This window comes from Nocardioides sp. NPDC127503, assembly GCF_040302165.1.
In the GTDB taxonomy this organism is placed as follows: domain Bacteria; phylum Actinomycetota; class Actinomycetes; order Propionibacteriales; family Nocardioidaceae; genus Nocardioides.
In genome coordinates this window covers 385152-403124 of sequence record NZ_JBEORH010000001.1, presented here as the reverse complement: position 1 = coordinate 403124, position 17973 = coordinate 385152, and the positions used below count along the sequence as shown (strand labels likewise).

Here is a 17973-nt window from a genome sequence, read left to right as displayed (position 1 = left end):
GACATCAAAGCGAAGGAAAAGCGGATATCTTTTGGCTGATTCCCAACTTCTGTACCACAATGATCAGATGAGTGGCCCGATGTTCACCCTGCGTCAGCTCGAGCTCTTCTGTGCGGCAACGAGCACTGGCTCCTTCTCCTCCGCCGGGGAGACGATGTTCGTGACACCAACGACTGTGGCGGCGGCCGTCGGAGAGCTCGAGCGCGTCCTCGACACGCAATTGCTCAGCCGCCGCCGAGCTCAGGGGGTTGTGCCCACGGCAGCCGGAGTTCACCTCTTTGAGCGAGCGAAGGCACTTCTCCTTGAGGCGGACGAGGTTCGCCATTCGATCTCGAGTAACTCAGGCGAATTGACCGGTCCCCTGTCGATCGGCTGCTACTCCACGTTGGCTGCGACCGTGCTGCCCGCATTGGTACAGGGATTTACCACGCTTCACCCACGTATCGAGGTGTCCTTCGTGGACGGCCCTTTGGACCACCTGGTGGACCTGTTGCAACGGGGAGAGCTGGATCTGGCTATCGGATACCGCGTCAACCTGCCTCCGGACGTAAACGACGCGACGTTGTACGAGTCGACGCAGTACGTGTTCCTCAGCGCGGACCACCGCTTCGCAGACGCGGAGAGCGTCTCGCTGGCATCCCTGGTCGACGAACCCCTCATCATGTTGGACCTGCCACCCAGTGCGACGCACACGATGGACCTCTTCCATCAACAGGGCCTGCAGCCGACAGTCGGTCATCGCACGGCGAGCTTCGAGCTGGTCCGCTCATTGGTTGCCCGAGGCCTCGGCTACAGCATCCTGCTTCAACGACCTCGCTTCGACCACAGTTATGAGGGTCTACCGATAGTCGCGAAAACGATCTCGCCCGGCTTCCCGCCGTCCGCAGTGGTCATGTTCTGGCGCAGTGACGTGCGACTTACAGATCGCGCCGACGCCCTGGTCTCCTACGCTCAGAAGACCATAAAAGGATAGTCGATGGCCCGACACGAGGCAGCGCCCATTGCGTCGACGTTGGCCCACCTGTGCCATGGCAACTGCACCGCTGAGATCTTGACCCAAGCCGCAAGCGGCGTCGATCGGGCATGTCAGAACGAGGCACGAATCTAGTACGCACCACCGGATCCGACCCTCAAACAACCGATCGGCGGCAGTCGCGCCATCGCGGGCACCGGCATCAAACGATGGCCGAGCACCTCCAATCAGCCACTCTGGTTTCCCCGGACGGGAATCGCGCCGCGATCGCAAGCAGCGCCGCGAGCTAGTTAAGCGACTCGCTTCTGACGACCGGACGCTGCAGCGGACGCAGAGGCGGCCGAATCCGAAGCCCCCGCAGCGGAGCGCCGCACGACACGACCGCTACCTCGCTCCGGCGAGCCGGGCCCCGTGGCTCTCGGTACTCCTGGGAGGCTCCGACTCCCCACCATCAGGACACCTCAGCCACCCTCGCCGGGGCGTACTCCTTCCTCGCCGAAGGCGGACTCGGCGCCGACGGTGTCTTCGTCGGCACTGAAGCATGCCGGGTGTCTGGAGACTTCATTAGTTGGAGGATGAAGTCATGGCACGTCCGAGTAAGTACCCCCAGGAACTGCGTGAGCGAGCAGTCCGGGCAGTCACGGAGTCGGTGGAGCAGGGTGAGTATCCCAGTTTGTTCGAGGCGATCCGTACGATCGCGGGCAAGCTGGGGATCGGGTCGGCTGAGACGCTGCGGAAATGGATCCGTCAGGCAGAGGTCGATGGTGGCCCCGGGCAGGCAAGACCACCGAGGAAGTGGCTGAGACCTAGTCCCCGTCTTCTACGGCCTTATGGCCACGGTGAACTGACTGGGGTGTCGGGGGTCGGGATCATTGCAGCCAGCTTCCTACGCCGCTGGAGCACCACCCACTACCTCGGAGACTGAACCAGTACGGGACCGGGGCGGTAAGGAGCCTCCTTGGCGACCAAATCACCGAGGAGGCTTCGACCCGCTGTCAGCGGTCGGAGACCGCAGCCACCGAGGCGATGAGCACCGCTCAGCAGCAGATGTCTCGCTCGTCATCAGGTTGAGCGTTGGAGTCGCCATCACCCCGCCAACGTTGACGTCACCTTCATCGACTCGAGCCTGGCAGGACTCCGTCGCAGGCGTGGACAAATCCAGCGACGACCCGACTCGAGGAGCCCGTTCGACACGACGACTCGCTCGGCATTGTTGTAGTCCACCTCGCCGGGGGTCATCGGCATCGATGGGCCATCCCTCCGTCGCCGCAGGAGAGTCGGCTCGAATCAGACGTTCAGTGCGCCGGCCCGACCGCGGACTTTCAACGGGGCGCTACCTGGCCTAGCCCCGTCGCTGCAACCACTTCGCTGCCCGCGTTGTTCGACCAAACATCGCGACATCTCTAGACACGCCCGCCGACTCCACCGTACGTTTGGACAAACGTACAACCAACCCAGAGACAATTCGTAGCGCCAGGAGCAGGACATGCAGATCGTGGTCAGACAGAACGAGGCTCGTCTCGCCGAAGCGACAGACACCCGAGAACTGAAGGTCGTCGTGCCTCACGACACGCCTAAGCCCGATCTCGATCGCCTCCTGCGCGACAGCGGCCTCGGTCAGTTCGACCAGACGTCTGGCCATGCGTGGATCCGGTTGGAACGAATCGTGCGCGAGGCCGTCGCGGGCGGCTGCCACGAGGATGCCGTGTCACGGATGATCTCGCTTGCCGAGCAGCACGGCTGGGTCGCGGACAACCTTGTACGCGCCCACGTGGAATACACCGCACCGGCCGGGACAGGCTTTCGCGACGTACCCGCGGAGCAGCGCACAGGTTGGTGGCGGAAGGTCCTCGGCGAGTACCCGACCGGGGTTGCCATCATCTCAGCACTGGACGACAAGGGTACCCCGCAAGGCCTGGTCGTCGGGACATTCTCGTCGGTGTCGATGGACCCGCCCATCGTCTCGTTCATGCCGATGCGGAGCTCGCGGTCCTACACCGCGATCGCGAACTGCACCCGGTTCCGAGTAAGCGTCCTCGGCGCGGCTCATGAGGAGCTGTGCCGATCGTTCGCATCGGCAGCGCCAGAGGACCGCTTCGACGTGGGGAACTGGGTTCCGGACGAGCACGGGATCCCACATCTGACGGACGCACTCGTGTGGTTCGACTGTGTCCGTTCCCAGACCATCGCCGCTGGCGACCACGACATCGTGCTGGGCGAGGTTCACGACCTCGGCGTCGGGGGCGGCAGTGCCGGCATGCCCATGTTGTTCCTCAAGGGGGGTTATGGGACGTTCACGATGCCACGGCTCGACTTCGACGCTCGACACCTCGGCACCCACCTCCGCGTGGCCGACCGCATGAGTGAGAGTATCCATCGTCTGGCAGAGGAGATCGGCAATACAGTCACGCTCTGCTCACTAGCCCAGGACAGCGTCGTCGTGCTGTCCGCTGCCAACGTGGGCGTCTACAGGCAGACTATGGCACCGGTCGGCGCCACCTTCCCGTTCGCAGCTCCTATGGGACTCGTCTTTGTGGCCTGGGACGAAGGCGTCCGCCTCGCCGCATGGCAGAAGGCGGGTCGCGCAGTCGGTTTCGCTGACGAGGTTTTGCTCGACCAGATGGTGCGGCGCGTCCGCGAGCGCGGCTACGCCGTCAGCATCGGACCGACGATGGCAGACCGGTTCTCCCAGGTCATGTCGGACCCGACTCGGAGCCACGACGACATCAATCAGCTCTGGCAGGAGATCGCCAGCGACTACGCCGACCTACGGGAGAAGTCCGATTGGGCGGCACACGTCAGCTCGATCCAGGTCCCGATTTTCGACGCCGACGGCGTTCCGGACCTAGCGCTCGTCGTGGCAGGTATCCCTCCGGGCCTTACGGAAATGGAGCTGGATCACATGGCCGCCCGGTGCAGGGAAGTGGCTCGCGAACTGACCTACATGGTTGGCAGAACAGCCTCGTCCCGACAATGACGCCCGGCGCTCACTGACTAGTGTCACTCCCCATGATGGAGAAAGACGCGCGAGCACCCCAAACCAATGTCGAGAGCAGCCGTCGCGACCAAATCCTCGACGCGGCCTGTCGAGTCCTTGCCCAGCAGGGCGTCCGAGGATTCACCCATCGCGCGGTGGCCGGGGAAGCCGGTGTCCCGCTCGGACTTACGACCTACTACTTCAAAGATCGTGACCACCTGCTCGTCTCGACGATCCGCAAGGCCCGAGTGACCAGCGGGGAGCGCATCACCCGCAGAATCCAGGAACTGGTCGCCGAGCACGGATTCTCTCGCGGCATCGCCACCTACATCGAGGACGAGACGACACAACACTTCGACGAACTGATCCTCGACTACCGGATATACGTGTCGGTGCTCTTCCAGCCCGCACTCAAGGTGGAGATCGCCGCCTGGCATCCCGAGCCCGAGTTTGCTCGACACGTCGATGACGCCACCGCCGCCATGGTCAGTCGCCTGATCGAGGGATACCTCATCCACGCCGTAGTGAATTCGCGGTCCTTCACGGCCGACGAGGTACTACCAGCCGTCGAGCGACTCACCATTCACTGACGAGCGCGCCCGCGCCCTCAACCGCCTTGCGGACCCCACAGAGTGTGCGGTGACGACCCCGATAGTGACAGGCCACCCGGCCAAACGCGCCCGATTCAAAAAGCTTCGCCCATTACATATGCAACGGATCCGAAATCGGATACGGTCGTCCATGACAGTTGTAATGGGCGTCGCGCGATCGTCGCCCTTCCTGGTCAGCAACGGAGGGTTCGATGACAATGATCGCTGCTACAGCTGGCGAGAAGCGTGGTCAGCGTCGCGGCTCCGGGCGCCTTCTGGGGCCAGCGTTCGTGGCGGCCATTGCCTACGTCGACCCGGGCAACGTCGCGACGAACCTCTCGGCAGGCGCCCAACACGGATACCTGCTCGTCTGGGTTGTAGTCCTCGCCAACGCGATGGCAGTCGTGGTCCAGTACCTGTCGGCGAAGCTAGGTGTCGTCACGGGCAGCACCCTTCCAGAGCTGCTGGGTGAGCGTCTCGACGGACCTGCGCGCCGACTGTACTGGCTCCAGGCGGAGGTGACGACGGCCGCGACGGACGTCGCGGAAGTCATCGGCGGCGCCATCGCCCTCCAAATCCTCTTCGAACTACCCCTCTTCCTAGGCGGACTGGTCGTAGGCCTCGTCTCTATGGCGGTCCTCGACGTCCAGTCGCGACGTGGGCAGAGGCCATTCGAGTTCGTCGTCATTGGATTCTTGGCTGTGATCGGCGTCGGATTCGGCGTCGGACTGCTCGTGAGCCCGGTCGACTGGGCCGGCACGGCAGGTGGGCTCGTGCCTGGACTCGCCGGACCGGACACTGTCCTGCTCGCCGCTGGCATCATTGGAGCGACCGTCATGCCTCATGCGGTGTACGTGCACTCCGGGCTCGCACGAGACCGTCACGGGCGGAGCTCTGATCTCACGCGGATTGCTCGGCTCCTTCGGGCCACACGGTTCGACGTCGTCGCCGCGCTTGCCGTCGCCGGTGGAATCAACCTCGCCATGCTGCTGATGGCGGCAGGTGCGCTTCGAGGCGTTCCAGGCACGGACTCCATCGAAGGCGCAGCGGACGCCATCGGCACACACCTTGGCACCGGCATCGGGATCCTTTTCGGCGTCGCGCTGCTGGCATCGGGACTGGCTTCAACCGCGGTCGGATGCCATGCGGGAGCAGCGATCACTGCGGGACTCCTGCACGTGCGCGTGCCTCTGCTGCTGCGCCGGTCGATCACGCTCGTCCCAGCGCTAGTCCTTCTTGTCTCGGGCGTCGATGCGACCTGGGCACTGGTCATCAGCCAGGTGGTGCTGTCCTTCGGGATCACCTTCGCCCTCATCCCGCTTGCCTGGTACACGAGCCGGCCCGAGCTCATGGGGTCCTTCACGAACCGTCGCATCCTCCAGGTCGCCTCTGTCCTCGTGACGACCATCGTCGTGAGTCTGAACGTCGTGCTACTCGCTCTTGCCGTATGACCCCCTCCCCCGTCCCCAGAATTCTTAGGAGCCAGCCGCATGCTCACCCAAGACCAGATCGAACAGCTGGCAGACGAACTGCTGGTCGCCGACCGGGACCGTGCAGTGATTCCTCTGCTCAGTTCACGAAACCCAGGCATGACCGTCGATGACGCCTACGCCGTCCAAAGCCTTTGGGCAACCCGCAGGGCCGCGAGCGGGCACCGCGTCGTGGGACACAAGATCGGTCTGACATCGAAGGCGATGCAAGCTGCGACAGGTATCACCGAACCTGACTACGGAGTCGTGTTCGAGGACATGGTGCTGGAGAACGGCGCAACGGTGCCTTTCGACCGCTATTCCAACGTGCGGATCGAGGTGGAGATCGCCTTTGTGCTCGAAAAAGCCTTGAATGGTCCTGGATGCACCATCGTCGATGTCCTTGACGCGACCAAGTACGTGGTGCCGGCTCTGGAGATCCTCAACTCCCATATCGACCTTTCGGGCCGCACGATCGTCGACACGATCAGCGACAACGCCGCGATGGGGGCGATGGTCCTCGGCGGACGGCCGGTGCCCGTCCATGCGTTCGACCTGCGCTGGATCGCCGCATTGCTGTATCGCAATCAGACGATTGAGGAGACCGGCGTCGCGGCGGGTGTACTCAACCACCCGGCAACAGCGGTCGCGTGGCTTGCCAACAAGCTCGGGCAGCACGGCACGGGACTTTCGGCGGGTGAGGTGGTGCTGGCGGGCTCGTTCACGCGACCGATGTGGGTCGAGCGTGGCGACACCGTGTCGGCGGACTACGGCAATCTAGGAACCGTGACATGTCGATTCGTCTAGGGGCCACATTCTCCGAGCTCCTCGCCGGATCCTCGCGACCCCTCGCGGGGATGTGGGTCTGTAGTGGGAGCCCGCTCGTCGCTGAGATCTGCGCAGGCAGCGGGCTGGACTGGCTGCTCATCGATGCCGAGCACAGTCCGAACGGGCTGGAAACACTTCTGGCACAGCTCCAGGCCGTGCACGGATACCCGGTCACACCGCTCGTTCGCCCGCCGGCCAACGACCCGGTCATCATCAAGCAATACCTCGATATCGGTGTCCAGAATCTCCTCCTCCCCATGGTCGATACCGCCGAACAGGCCGCTGCGGCCGCGCAGGCCGTCGCCTATCCCCCCATAGGCGTTCGTGGAGTCGGTAGTGCTCTCGCGCGCGCGTCTCGATGGGGACGGGTCGATTCCTATCTCGAGCAGGCGCGTGACAGCGTCTCCCTCGTTGTACAGGTGGAGACCGCAGTGGCCGTCGAGAACGTCGATGCCATTGCGCAGACTCCGGGGGTCGACGGTGTTTTCGTTGGGCCCTCTGACCTCGCTGCGTCGATGGGTTTACTCGGGCAGCAGGGTCATCAAGACGTGGTCGAGGCCGTCCTGCGCTGCATCCGGAGTGCCCGTCAACGCGGGGCCAGAGTCGGGGTCAATGCCTTCGTGCCTGCGTTGGCTCAGCGGTATCTCGAGGCTGGGGCGGATTTTGTGCTCGTGGGTGCCGACGTCCAGTTGCTGGCGCGCGGGAGCGAACGCCTCGCGTCCGATTTCATTCCCGAAGGGACCTCATGACCATCGAACGTCCAGGCAAGATCATTGCCGTCCACCTGAACTATCCCTCGCGGATTGCGCAGCGTGGCCGTATGCCGAAACACCCGTCGTACTTCCTCAAACCGTCGACATCACTTGCCGCGAGCGGCGACACGATCGAGCGTCCGGCGGGCACCGAACTTCTGGCGTACGAAGGTGAGGTCGCCCTAGTGATCGGCCGGCGAGTGCGTCGCTGCACACCGGAGGAAGGGTGGGCCGCCGTCGCAGGAATAACCGCGGCCAACGATTTCGGCGTCTACGACCTTCGATCCGTGGACAACGGATCGAATCTTCGCAACAAGGGCGGCGATGGGTTCACGCCGCTGGGACCGGACGTCATTGATGCCGCCTCAGTGGATCCGAGCGGCCTACGCCTGCGGACCTGGGTGAATGGGACCCTAGTGCAGGAAGACACTACCGCCGAACTGGTCTTCCCGTTCGGTCTGCTGGTCGCGGATCTCGCTCAGCTGATCACTCTCGAGCGGGGAGATGTCATTCTTACAGGCACTCCTGCCGGCGCTTCGGTCACGGTGCCGGGCGACCTCATCGAGGTCGAGGTGGACGCACCGACGACGAGTGGTCGTCCGACCACGGGGCGCCTCGTCACCCGCGTGGTCGAAGGCAGCGTGCCGTTCGAGGACTACGGGGCAGGGCCCAGCGTTGATGACCTGCAGCGCGTCGAGGCGTGGGGAAATGCGGAGAGCGCGGGAGTCACTCTGAAGGGCGCTTTCGTACTGACGGATGAGTTGCGCAAGGTGCTGAGCGGCGTCGCAGTGGCGACCATCAGCGCCGAGCTCCGCAAGCGCGGCTTCCCACACGCGACCATCGACGGGGTGAGGCCGCTGACGCCCGGAACTCACATGGCTGGCACCGCGAGGACACTGCGGTATGTAGCCCACCGCCCCGACCTCTTCGATCAGCACGGCGGTGGCCAAAACGCCCAGAAGCGGGCAGTCGACTCACTCCGTGCCGGCGACGTGCTCGTCATGGAGGCGCGCGGCGACACGTCCGCCGGAACTCTCGGCGACGTCCTGGCACAACGGGCCAAGTTTCTCGAGGCGGGGGGCCTCGTCACCGATGGTGCGGTTCGAGACTCAAGCGCTGTGGCAGCCATCGGGGTGCCGACCTTCTCGTGCGGAGTCCACCCGTCCGTGCTGGGGCGTCGCCACGTGCCCTGGGAGGTCGACTCGACCATCACTTGCGGCGGCGCCACGGTTCAGACAGGCGACCTCATCGTCGGCGACGACGACGGTGTTGTGGTCGTCCCAGCCCACATCGCCGCTGACGTCATCGCGGCGGCCGCCGAGAAGGAATCTCAGGACGCGTGGGTCGTCGACCGGGTAGCCGAAGGCAACCCGCTCGACGGTCTGTTCCCCCCGGGTCCTATCTGGCAACGTCGCTATCAGGAGGACAGAACGAGGCGTCATGACGCTTGACAAGTCACAGCACGCCTACAGGTGGATCCGCGAACGCATCGAGAGCGGCCAGTTTTCACCTGGCTACCGCCTTGTGCTTGACGCAATCGCGCGCGAGACAGGCATGAGCAAGGTGCCTGTGCGGGAGGCGATCCGGCTACTCGAAGCCGAGCGCCTCGTGATAGTCCAGCGCAACGTCGGGGCTCAGGTGGCTTTCATGCACGAGGAAGAGTATCTGCACACGATGCAGACCCTCGCACTGGTCGAGGGAGCGGCAACCGCCATGTGCGCGTCGAATCTCGATCCCCGGCGCTTGGCCCGCGCTCGGACGATCAACGAGCAGATGGATGCAGCTCTGAATCGGCTCGACCCGCAGAGGTTCTCGGAGCTAAATCGATCTTTCCATGCTGAACTCTACGGCGACTGCCCCAATCCGCACATCCTCGACCTCGTGCACCGGGGCTGGAATCGCCTAGCGCTTCTGCGCGAGTCCGTATTCGGTTTCGTTCCTGAGCGAGCAGCGAAGTCAGTGCGGGAACACGACGATCTGCTCCGCCGCATCGAGGCCGGTGCATCACTCAGCGATATCGAGAACGCCGCTCGTCGGCATCGACTCAACACCCTCGACGCGGTGCTTGCACACCACGACGCCAGACGTTCTGCCGATGCCCTCGCCCCCGACCTCACCGCCTGAACCAAAGGAGACCAGTTGTCCACGCACGTACCGGCCGGCCTGCCCGACCGCATCCAGCACTTCATCGACGGTTACCTAGTCGACAGCGTCGACGGAGGCACCTTCGACGTCCTTGACCCCATCTCAAACCGGCCCTACGCACGAGCCGCAGCAGGTAAGGCGGCGGACATCGACCGCGCGGTAGCTGCGGCGGGGCGCGCCTTCGAGGGTCCCTGGCCGCACCTCCTACCGCGCGAACGCGCCAAAATCCTGAACCGAGTAGCTGACATCGTGGAGTCCACGGACGAGCGTCTGGCTGAGCTCGAGACCTACGACACCGGCCTACCCATCGCCCAGGCCTTGGGCCAGGCACGACGATCGGCCGAGAACTTCCGCTTCTTCGCCGACCTCGTGGTCGCTCAACGGGACGACGCCTACAAGGTCCCTGGCCGCCAGATCAATTACGTTAATCGCAAGCCCAAGGGCGTCGCCGGCCTCATTACGCCGTGGAACACGCCCTTCATGCTCGAGTCCTGGAAGCTGAGCCCGGCCTTGGCCTCCGGGTGCACGGTCGTCTTGAAGCCTGCCGAGTTCACTCCACTCTCAGCCAGCCTCTGGCCAGAGATTTTCCGTGAGGCAGGGATCCCTGACGGTGTAGTCAATATCGTCCACGGCCTCGGCGAGGAAGCTGGCGACGCTCTGGTCAAGCACCCAGACGTTCCCATGATCTCCTTCACAGGAGAGAGCCGAACCGGACAAATCATCTTCGGCAATGCGGCCCCGAATCTCAAGGCTCTCTCCATGGAGCTGGGCGGCAAATCCCCCGCGGTCGTCTTTGCCGACGCCAATCTAGAGGAGGCTATCGACGCGACAATTTTCGGCGTCTTTTCCCTCAATGGAGAGCGCTGCACAGCTGGCAGCCGAATCCTCGTCCAGCGGCCCGTCTACGACGAGTTCGTGGAGAGGTACGCAACGCGCGCGCGAAACATCGTCGTGGGAGACCCGAGCGCCCCAGAGACCGAGGTCGGCGCGCTAGTGCACCCCGAACATTACGACAAGGTCATGGAGTACGTCGAGATTGGCAAGACCGAGGGCCGTCTGGTCGCTGGTGGGGGCCGGCCTGATCATCTACCCCACGGCAACTATGTCTCCCCGACCGTCTTCGTCGACGTGGCACCAGACGCACGGATCTTCCAGGAGGAGATCTTCGGCCCGGTGGTCGCGATCACTCCGTTCGACACCGAGGAGGAGGCCCTGGCGCTGGCGAACGGGGTTCGGTTCGGTCTGGCCGCCTACATCTGGACGAACGACCTACGCAGAGGCCACAGCTTCGCCCAACAGGTCGACAGCGGGATGGTCTGGCTGAACTCCAACAACGTCCGCGACCTGCGCACCCCCTTCGGCGGCGTCAAGGCGTCCGGGCTCGGACACGAAGGCGGCTACCGCTCCATCGACTTCTACACCGACCAGCAGGCGATGCACATCACGCTGGCCGAAACCCACACGCCCCGTTTCGGTATCCACTGAACAACCAAAGGAGAACCCCAATGACTGACCCGATCCCCACCCCGGACGTGGCTCCTCCCGATGTCGTGCGGGCGGCCTACATGGAGCTCATCGTCAGCGACCTCGCGGCGTCGCGGCGGTTCTACGTCGACGTGCTCGACCTGGTCGTCACGGAGGAGGATGACGAGGTGATCTACCTCCGCAGCCTCGAGGAGTTCATCCACCACAATCTGGTTCTGCGCAAGGGACCGGTCCCTGCCGTTGCCGCGTTTGCCTACCGGGTGAGATCAGCAGAGGACCTTGACCGTGCCGTCGCCTTCTACTCCGAGCTTGGTTGTCGTGTGGAGCGCAATACCGACGGCTTCACCAAGGGCGTCGGTGATTCCGTCCGCGTCGAGGACCCTCTCGGATTCCCCTACGAGTTCTTCTACGAGGTCGAGCATGTCGAACGCCTGGCCTGGAACTACGAGAAGCACACCCCAGGAGCCATCGTCCGTATCGACCACTTCAACCAGGTGACTCCGGACGTCCCTCGCGCCATCAGCTACATGGAGGATCTGGGGTTCCGAGTCACAGAGGACATCGAGGACGGCGACGGTACCGTCTACGCCGCGTGGATGCGACGCAAGCCAACGGTGCACGACGCCGCGATGACCGGTGGCGACGGGCCGCGCATGCACCACGTCGCCTTCGCCACCCACGAAAAGCACAACATCCTCGCAATTTGCGACAAGATGGGAGCTCTTCGCATCAGCGACATGATCGAGCGAGGCCCTGGCCGCCACGGGGTGTCCAATGCCTTCTACCTGTACCTCCGTGACCCCGACGGGCACCGCGTCGAGATCTATACCCAGGACTACTGGACCGGCGATCCCGACAACCCCCTCGTGACATGGGACGTCCACGACAACCAGCGCCGAGACTGGTGGGGCAACCCGGTGGTGCCGAGCTGGTACACCGATGCCTCGCTGGTCCTGGACCTCGACGGCAATCCGCAGCCATTGGTTACCCGCACCGATTCCAGCGAGATGGCGGTGACCATCGGAGCTGACGGCTTCTCATACACCCGTGAGGGCGACACCGAGCGCGGATTCAAACTCGGCGAGCAACTCTGACGACCACGCCACCACAGGAGTGACGACATGACCAACCTCGAGTACCTCACCGGTTTCGGAAACCACCACGCCACAGAGGCGGCCCCAGGGGCTCTTCCTGAGGGCCGCAACAGCCCGCAGAGGGCCCCGCTCGGGCTGTACGCCGAACAGATCAGCGGGACTGCCTTCACCGCGCCTCGTGGGCACACCTTGCGGTCTTGGGTGTATCGCATTCGTCCGTCGGCGAACCACCCCCGCTACAGCCAGGTCAACGCCAGCGCGCTGCATGCAGCCCCGATCGGGGGGACGGCGGCCCCTGAGCCGAACCGGCTTCGTTGGGACGCTTTCCCGATGCCGGAAACTCCACGCGACTTCGTAGAGTCTCTGTTCACCATTGGCGCGAACGGCGACGTACGCGCCCAGGACGGGGTGGCGATCCACATGTACCTGGCAACCAAGTCCATGGATCGTGAGTACTTCGTGAACTCCGACGGCGAACTTCTCGTCGTCCCCGAGTCGGGCACCGTCCGGGCGCGCACCGAATTCGGCGTGCTCGAGTTCGGCCCAGGCGAGATCGCCGTCATCCCGCGCGGCATCAGGTTCAAGGTCGAGCTCCCAGACGGCGTTGCCCGCGGCTACATCATGGAGAACTATGGCCAACCCTTGACCCTCCCCGAGCTCGGTCCGATCGGGGCAAACGGCCTCGCGAACCACCGGGACTTCCTTTACCCGGTGGCTTCGTTTGAGGACAGGGACGAGGACTGCGTCCTCTATCAGAAGTACCTCGGGAACCTCTGGGCTGCCGACTACGACCACTCGCCGCTCGACGTCGTTGGGTGGCACGGGAACTATGCCCCGTACAAGTACGACCTGAGCAAGTTCATGGTCATCGGCACGACCTCATTCGACCACCCCGACCCGTCGATCTACACCGTTCTGACGTCTCCGAGCGCGGGCGTTCCCGGCACTGCCAACGCCGACTTCGTCATCTTCGCCCCGCGATGGCTCGTAGGCGAGGACACCTTCCGGCCGCCGTGGTACCACCGCAACGTGATGAGCGAGTTCATGGGCCTGATCCACGGTGTCTATGACGCGAAGGCCGAAGGATTCGTCCCGGCTGGCGCAAGCCTGCATAACTGCTTTACCTCCCACGGCCCGGACCGGGAGACCTACGATGTCGCCAGCACTATCGACCTGAAGCCTCACAAGGTCGACGACACCATGGCATTCATGTTCGAGACCCGCCTGCCGGTGATTCCTACCGGAGAGGCAATGTCAGCGGCGAACCTCCAGCCACACTACGACGAATGCTGGAATGGCATCGAACGGCACTTCCATGGCTGACCACGCCACGACAAGCCTCCAGGAAGTGCTGGCGACAACGGCTGACCCAATTGCGGGCGGGTTCGGCAATCAGACACTTCCCTACGGAATCGTCCGTCCCAGCGGCGGCGCGGCACGTGTCGCGGTAGCTGTCGGCGACGCCGCTATCGACCTCACGGTTCTTCTCGAATCCCAGGCCGAGTTTGCCCAACCCAGCCTTAACGCGTTCATGGCCCAGGGACGGGAGAGGTGGCAGCATGTCAGGCGCGTCGTGCAGGACCGTGTCGAGCGCGGGGTTCGACCTCAGGATCCAGACGTCCACGTCTTGAGTGAAGTCGACGTCTTGCTGCCTTTCGAGGTGGCCGACTTCGTGGACTTCTTCTCTGGGATCGAGCACGCCAGCAACGTAGGTCGGATTCTGCGTCCGGACGACGCCGATCCCCTCAAACCGAATTATCGCCACCTTCCGGCCGGCTATCACGGCCGGGCCGGCACAGTCGTCCCCTCGGGGACCGAGGTTAACCGTCCGACCGGACAGGTACCGACCGCCGACGGTCCCGTCGTCCAGCCCAGCGACCGGCTCGACATCGAGGTCGAGCTCGGATATGTGGTCGGCGTCCCGTCGACGCTCGGTGTACCAGTGAGCGGACATGCATTGCGAGACCACGTGTTCGGCGTCGTGATCCTCATCGACTGGAGCGCACGCGATATCCAGGCCTGGGAGTACCAGCCTCTTGGCCCGTTCCTGGCCAAGTCCTTCGCAACCACCATCAGCCCTTGGGTGGCGCCTCTCGAGGCGTTGGACTGGGTCGAGGGGCCACGCCAGGAACCCGCCGTTTTGCCCTATCTCGAGGTCGCTGAACCGCGGAATCCTGCCATCTCATTCGAAGTAGAGCTGAATGGCACGATCATCAGTAGGCCAAAAAGCGGCGGCCTCTACTGGTCCCCTGCCCAGCAGCTCGCGCACATGACAAGTAACGGAGCTTCGCTCCGGACCGGGGACCTCTACGGCACCGGCACTATCTCATCGCTCGGCGCGGCTGGTATGGGCTCGCTAATGGAACTCAGCCTAGGCGGCACCCGATCGTTCGCACTCGATGACGGCACAACTCGCACCTTCCTCCAGGACGGCGACGAGGTCATCGTGCGGGCCTCAGTGACGGGCGACCCAGCGCGCACCCTTGGTCAGACTCGCACACTCATCGCGCCGGGACGCGGCTGAGATCGCACCTGCGGCATTAAGCAATACACTAATCTTACATCCGTAATGTCGATCACGACCGCCTCGGTCGTTAGGAGACCGAATATGAACCACGTCGAGCTACCCCGCACCGAACTCTTCATTGACGGGAGTTGGGTCGCCGGCCACGGCGATGGGTTCGTGGTGCAAAACCCCACGAACGGCTCGCAGCTCGCCGAGCTGCACGGCGCAGATGCCGCGGACGTTGACCATGCAATTGCTGCAGCACGCCGTGCCTTCGAATCCGGGCCATGGAACACCATGTCCGGTGCCGACCGCGGTCGACTAATTAGCAGACTTGCCGATCTCGTCGAGGAAAACGCCGAGCGGTTCGCCGGACTCGAGGCACTCGATGTGGGCAAGCCCTACAAGGACGCCCTGATGGTCGACGTCGCCATGGCCGCTGAGACGTTCCGCCACATGGCTGGCTGGGCCGACAAGATCCAAGGCTCGGTCATCCCAGTGCCGGATCACATGGGCAAAGCCCGGCTCTCATACACCGAGCGTTTGCCCTTGGGCGTCGTCGGCGCGATCACGCCATGGAACGCCCCCACCATGATCACAAGCTGGAAGATTGCATCAGCATTCGCCGCGGGGTGCACCGTGGTGTTGAAGCCATCAGAGGAAGCTCCACTCGTCACCCAGCTCCTTGCCGAACTGGTGGCCCAGGCCGGCTTCCCCCGAGGGGTGCTCAATGTCGTGAACGGGCCTGGGAACATCGTTGGCGCTGCTCTGATCGAGCACTCTGGAATCGACAAGCTGTCTTTCACCGGCTCCCCCGAGGTCGGCCGACTCGTCGGGATCGCTGCGGCGCGCGCCTTCAAGCCGGCGACCCTGGAGCTGGGCGGGAAGTCGCCCCAGATCGTCTTCGCGGATGCAGACGTGGCAGCCCTTGCACCGGTCGCTGCGATCTCCCTCTTCGCCAACAGCGGCCAAACCTGCGCAGCCGGCACCCGTGTCCTCGTCCACCGGTCGAAGCTCGACGAAGTCGCGGAGGCACTGGCCGCCGAGGCAGCGAAGCAGCGCCTCGGGAACCCTTTCGATCCGACAACCACCATGGGGAGCCTGATCAGCGAGCGGCAGCGTAATCGCGTCGTCGATTACATCGACGCCGGCCACGCCGAGGGTGCCCGGCTGATTGCCGGCGGCGGAACCCCTGACCGACCGGGCTACTTTGTCGAGCCCACCGTCTTCGTCGGCGACAACGACATGCGGATTTCCCGGGAGGAGATCTTCGGCCCCGTCGGCACAATCATCCCGTTTGACGACACCAACGACGCCGTTCGTCTCGCCAATGCCACAGCATACGGCCTCGCAGCCGTCATCTGGACCCGTGACATCAACGCCGCGATGATCGCATCGCGTGGCATCAAGGTAGGCACCGTATGGGTGAATTCCTTCGGTCCGCCTCACCCCGCTACGCCGTGGGGTGGCATGCAGACCAGCGGGCTGGGCCGTGAACTGGGCCTCTCCGGGGTGTTGGCAAACACCGAAGAGCGGCTCGTCAATGTCGTCTACTGACGTCCCAAGGACATGCCGCGCACGTCATGCGCGCGTTTGTCCACAGACGTCTCGGGTGGTCTCCGTAGAGCCGAGTGCCGAGGGGGTGCCCGTTCGGGAGGCGGTCGCATCAATGCAAGGCGCCGGATGGATGCCTGTAGGAGGACCGATGCACGGCACCGAACCTGCTCCGCGTGAAACGGTCAGTCGGATACTCGGACGTGGGAGTCAATGGTCTCCACGACGTTGTACGAGCTTCAGACCGTGAAGGCGAGTGACAAGCCGATCCGGGGCCAGCGCGACCGTCAGGGCGACATCGAGCAGGATCTTGCCCGGGTCGTGCACCGCCCGCGGCTTGCGCCACGGCGCTAGGGCCCGCGATATCACCGTGTCCAGACCGGCCTTGCGGACCGTCTCGACCAGCAGCACCCCGCCGGCCTGCGAGACGACCCCACGGCCGTCACCCTGCACGCGCACACGCGAATAGAACCCGTCACGCTCCTTCACCTGGAAAGTGCCTCCGACAGCGGCAGGAACAAGGACCTCGACAGTCCTCATTCTTGCTGTTCAGAGGCACTTTTCGCTTGTCCGCCCATCCGTCGGACACCGGGCTTCATGAAAGCCCGATAGCGCGCCACGTTGACCTGTTACCGGCGAAGCTCACCGCCCGCCCCGGTGCGCACTCGGGCTGACGCCGCGCGCCTTCTTGAACGCCGTACTCAGGGCGAAGGCGCTGGAGAAGCCGACCCGGCGTGCCACGGCGCCGATCGTCGTACCGGTTTCGTGCAGCAACTCGGCGGCCTTGTCCAGGCGTTGCTCGCGCAGATAGGTCATCGGGGGTAGCCCGACGAGGTCGGTGAAGTTGCGGGCCAGAGCCGCGCGGGACACTCCGGTCGCGGCCGCGAGCGACTCGACCGTCCATGGCCTGGCGAGATCGTCGTCGAGTAGCCGTAACGCGTGTCCGACCACAGGGTCGCTGTGGGCGCGGTACCAGGCGGGGGTCTCGGCGCCGGGGCGGGTGAACCAGGCGCGCAGAGCGGTCATGAGCATGAGATCAATGGTCCGGTCGAGCAGCGCCTGCTGTCCGGGGGCCGGTCGGATGGCGTCCTCGAGGGCCGCCGAACCGACGGGACAGTTGCCCTGCGCCGCAGGGACGAGGGCGAGCGGTGGCAGCGCGGCGAGCAGCCGCGCGGGGGCGCCCGCCTCCACGGTGCACAGACCGTTGAGCAGCAACGTGTCCGCGTCGTCCACGGTGACGCGGCCGTCCTCCGGCCCCGGGCGAAGTACCTCGCAGTGCCCGCCGGGCCGCACGACGCCGTCCGCCTCGACGTGCGTGTCACTCGCGATCGTGTACGGGGCACCGCCGCTCAGCACCCCCACGTCCCCGGGTTCGAGTCGCACCGGCTCACCGCCCTGAACGGTCACCCAGACCGTACCCCGCAACGGCACGGCGAGCGCCAGCGGGGAGCCGTCCTCGAAGCGCACACCCCACGTGCCGGACAGGGCGGTGCGACTGAAGACCGCACCCGTGGTCCGTACGCTGCCGAGCAGCTCGGCGAGGGGGTCCGTACCGGTCGGCGGGAGGGCTTCCACGCAGGTGAGCCTAGACGAACGGGCA

14 protein-coding genes and 2 pseudogenes are annotated in these 17973 nt (G+C 64.5%); 14 read left to right on the top strand and 2 right to left on the bottom strand.

The features are described 5' to 3' along the window. Positions 1 to 67: 67 nt before the first annotated feature. From ABTW65_RS01955 to ABTW65_RS01890, 14 genes and pseudogenes are all read left to right on the top strand, one after another. Positions 68 to 973 carry a LysR substrate-binding domain-containing protein gene (locus ABTW65_RS01955; protein ID WP_350658093.1) on the top strand — a complete coding sequence of 302 codons (906 nt, stop codon included), beginning with the start codon at positions 68 to 70 and terminating at the stop codon, positions 971 to 973. A 583-nt stretch (positions 974 to 1556) separates the two neighbouring features. Next, a pseudogene (locus ABTW65_RS01950) lies at positions 1557 to 1768 on the top strand (transposase); the annotation flags it as partial. Positions 1769 to 2459: 691 nt separating this feature from the next. After that, a complete protein-coding gene (locus tag ABTW65_RS01945) occupies positions 2460 to 3950 on the top strand; it encodes a flavin reductase (protein ID WP_350658092.1) in 1491 nt (496 codons plus the stop codon). A gap of 32 nt (positions 3951 to 3982) precedes the next feature. Then, positions 3983 to 4540: a TetR/AcrR family transcriptional regulator gene (locus ABTW65_RS01940; protein WP_350658091.1), complete on the top strand. Its 558-nt coding sequence runs from the start codon at positions 3983 to 3985 to the stop codon at positions 4538 to 4540. 275 nt (positions 4541 to 4815) lie between these two features. Then, positions 4816 to 5991, top strand: a complete 1176-nt coding sequence (locus ABTW65_RS01935) for an Nramp family divalent metal transporter (RefSeq protein WP_350658628.1) — start codon at positions 4816 to 4818, stop codon at positions 5989 to 5991. 39 nt (positions 5992 to 6030) lie between these two features. Beyond that, a complete protein-coding gene (gene hpaH / locus ABTW65_RS01930) occupies positions 6031 to 6816 on the top strand; it encodes a 2-oxo-hept-4-ene-1,7-dioate hydratase (protein ID WP_350658090.1) in 786 nt (261 codons plus the stop codon). Then, on the top strand, positions 6801 to 7586 hold the full coding sequence (locus ABTW65_RS01925; RefSeq protein ID WP_350658088.1) for an HpcH/HpaI aldolase family protein: 786 nt from the start codon (positions 6801 to 6803) through the stop codon (positions 7584 to 7586). The genes hpaH and ABTW65_RS01925 overlap by 16 nt, the downstream gene beginning before the upstream one ends. Continuing rightward, positions 7583 to 9040 (top strand): fumarylacetoacetate hydrolase family protein, encoded by a 1458-nt coding sequence (locus tag ABTW65_RS01920; protein ID WP_350658087.1) that lies wholly within the window; start codon positions 7583 to 7585, stop codon positions 9038 to 9040. The genes ABTW65_RS01925 and ABTW65_RS01920 overlap by 4 nt, the downstream gene beginning before the upstream one ends. Continuing rightward, entirely contained in the window at positions 9030 to 9713 is a 684-nt protein-coding gene (locus ABTW65_RS01915; protein ID WP_350658086.1) for a GntR family transcriptional regulator, read from the top strand. The genes ABTW65_RS01920 and ABTW65_RS01915 overlap by 11 nt, the downstream gene beginning before the upstream one ends. Positions 9714 to 9728: 15 nt before the next feature. Further along, positions 9729 to 11219, top strand: coding sequence for a 5-carboxymethyl-2-hydroxymuconate semialdehyde dehydrogenase (hpaE, locus tag ABTW65_RS01910; RefSeq protein WP_350658085.1), 1491 nt, complete (start codon positions 9729 to 9731; stop codon positions 11217 to 11219). A gap of 20 nt (positions 11220 to 11239) precedes the next feature. Further along, the gene (gene hpaD / locus ABTW65_RS01905; RefSeq protein WP_350658084.1) at positions 11240 to 12313 is read left to right on the top strand and encodes a 3,4-dihydroxyphenylacetate 2,3-dioxygenase; all 1074 of its coding nucleotides are present in this window, start codon (positions 11240 to 11242) and stop codon (positions 12311 to 12313) included. A 27-nt stretch (positions 12314 to 12340) separates the two neighbouring features. Next, positions 12341 to 13636 carry a homogentisate 1,2-dioxygenase gene (gene hmgA, locus ABTW65_RS01900; protein ID WP_350658083.1) on the top strand — a complete coding sequence of 432 codons (1296 nt, stop codon included), beginning with the start codon at positions 12341 to 12343 and terminating at the stop codon, positions 13634 to 13636. After that, on the top strand, positions 13629 to 14837 hold the full coding sequence (locus tag ABTW65_RS01895) for a fumarylacetoacetate hydrolase family protein (RefSeq protein WP_350658082.1): 1209 nt from the start codon (positions 13629 to 13631) through the stop codon (positions 14835 to 14837). Before hmgA ends, ABTW65_RS01895 begins: the two co-directional genes overlap by 8 nt. An 84-nt stretch (positions 14838 to 14921) precedes the next feature. Then, complete coding sequence (locus ABTW65_RS01890; RefSeq protein WP_350658080.1) at positions 14922 to 16376, top strand: aldehyde dehydrogenase family protein; 1455 nt, start codon at positions 14922 to 14924, stop codon at positions 16374 to 16376. A 258-nt stretch (positions 16377 to 16634) separates the two neighbouring features. Here ABTW65_RS01890 and ABTW65_RS01885 read toward each other — a convergent pair. Both ABTW65_RS01885 and ABTW65_RS01880 read right to left on the bottom strand, forming a co-directional pair. Continuing rightward, positions 16635 to 16862 (bottom strand): annotated as a pseudogene (locus tag ABTW65_RS01885) (transposase); the annotation flags it as partial. 153 nt (positions 16863 to 17015) lie between these two features. Then, positions 17016 to 17948: an AraC family transcriptional regulator gene (locus ABTW65_RS01880; protein WP_350658079.1), complete on the bottom strand. Its 933-nt coding sequence runs from the start codon at positions 17946 to 17948 to the stop codon at positions 17016 to 17018. Positions 17949 to 17973 lie beyond the last annotated feature (25 nt).

What these genes read in the sequence shown, in the direction of transcription:
- ABTW65_RS01945 (WP_350658092.1), top strand. Translation starts at nt 2,460, where the DNA reads ATGCAGATCGTGGTCAGACAGAACGAGGCTCGTCTCGCCGAAGCGACA.
- ABTW65_RS01940 (WP_350658091.1), top strand. Translation starts at nt 3,983, where the DNA reads ATGATGGAGAAAGACGCGCGAGCACCCCAAACCAATGTCGAGAGCAGC.
- hpaD (WP_350658084.1), top strand. Translation starts at nt 11,240, where the DNA reads ATGACTGACCCGATCCCCACCCCGGACGTGGCTCCTCCCGATGTCGTG.
- ABTW65_RS01895 (WP_350658082.1), top strand. Translation starts at nt 13,629, where the DNA reads ATGGCTGACCACGCCACGACAAGCCTCCAGGAAGTGCTGGCGACAACG.
- ABTW65_RS01955 (WP_350658093.1), top strand. Translation starts at nt 68, where the DNA reads ATGAGTGGCCCGATGTTCACCCTGCGTCAGCTCGAGCTCTTCTGTGCG.
- ABTW65_RS01925 (WP_350658088.1), top strand. Translation starts at nt 6,801, where the DNA reads ATGTCGATTCGTCTAGGGGCCACATTCTCCGAGCTCCTCGCCGGATCC.
- ABTW65_RS01915 (WP_350658086.1), top strand. Translation starts at nt 9,030, where the DNA reads ATGACGCTTGACAAGTCACAGCACGCCTACAGGTGGATCCGCGAACGC.
- hmgA (WP_350658083.1), top strand. Translation starts at nt 12,341, where the DNA reads ATGACCAACCTCGAGTACCTCACCGGTTTCGGAAACCACCACGCCACA.
- ABTW65_RS01920 (WP_350658087.1), top strand. Translation starts at nt 7,583, where the DNA reads ATGACCATCGAACGTCCAGGCAAGATCATTGCCGTCCACCTGAACTAT.
- ABTW65_RS01890 (WP_350658080.1), top strand. Translation starts at nt 14,922, where the DNA reads ATGAACCACGTCGAGCTACCCCGCACCGAACTCTTCATTGACGGGAGT.
- hpaH (WP_350658090.1), top strand. Translation starts at nt 6,031, where the DNA reads ATGCTCACCCAAGACCAGATCGAACAGCTGGCAGACGAACTGCTGGTC.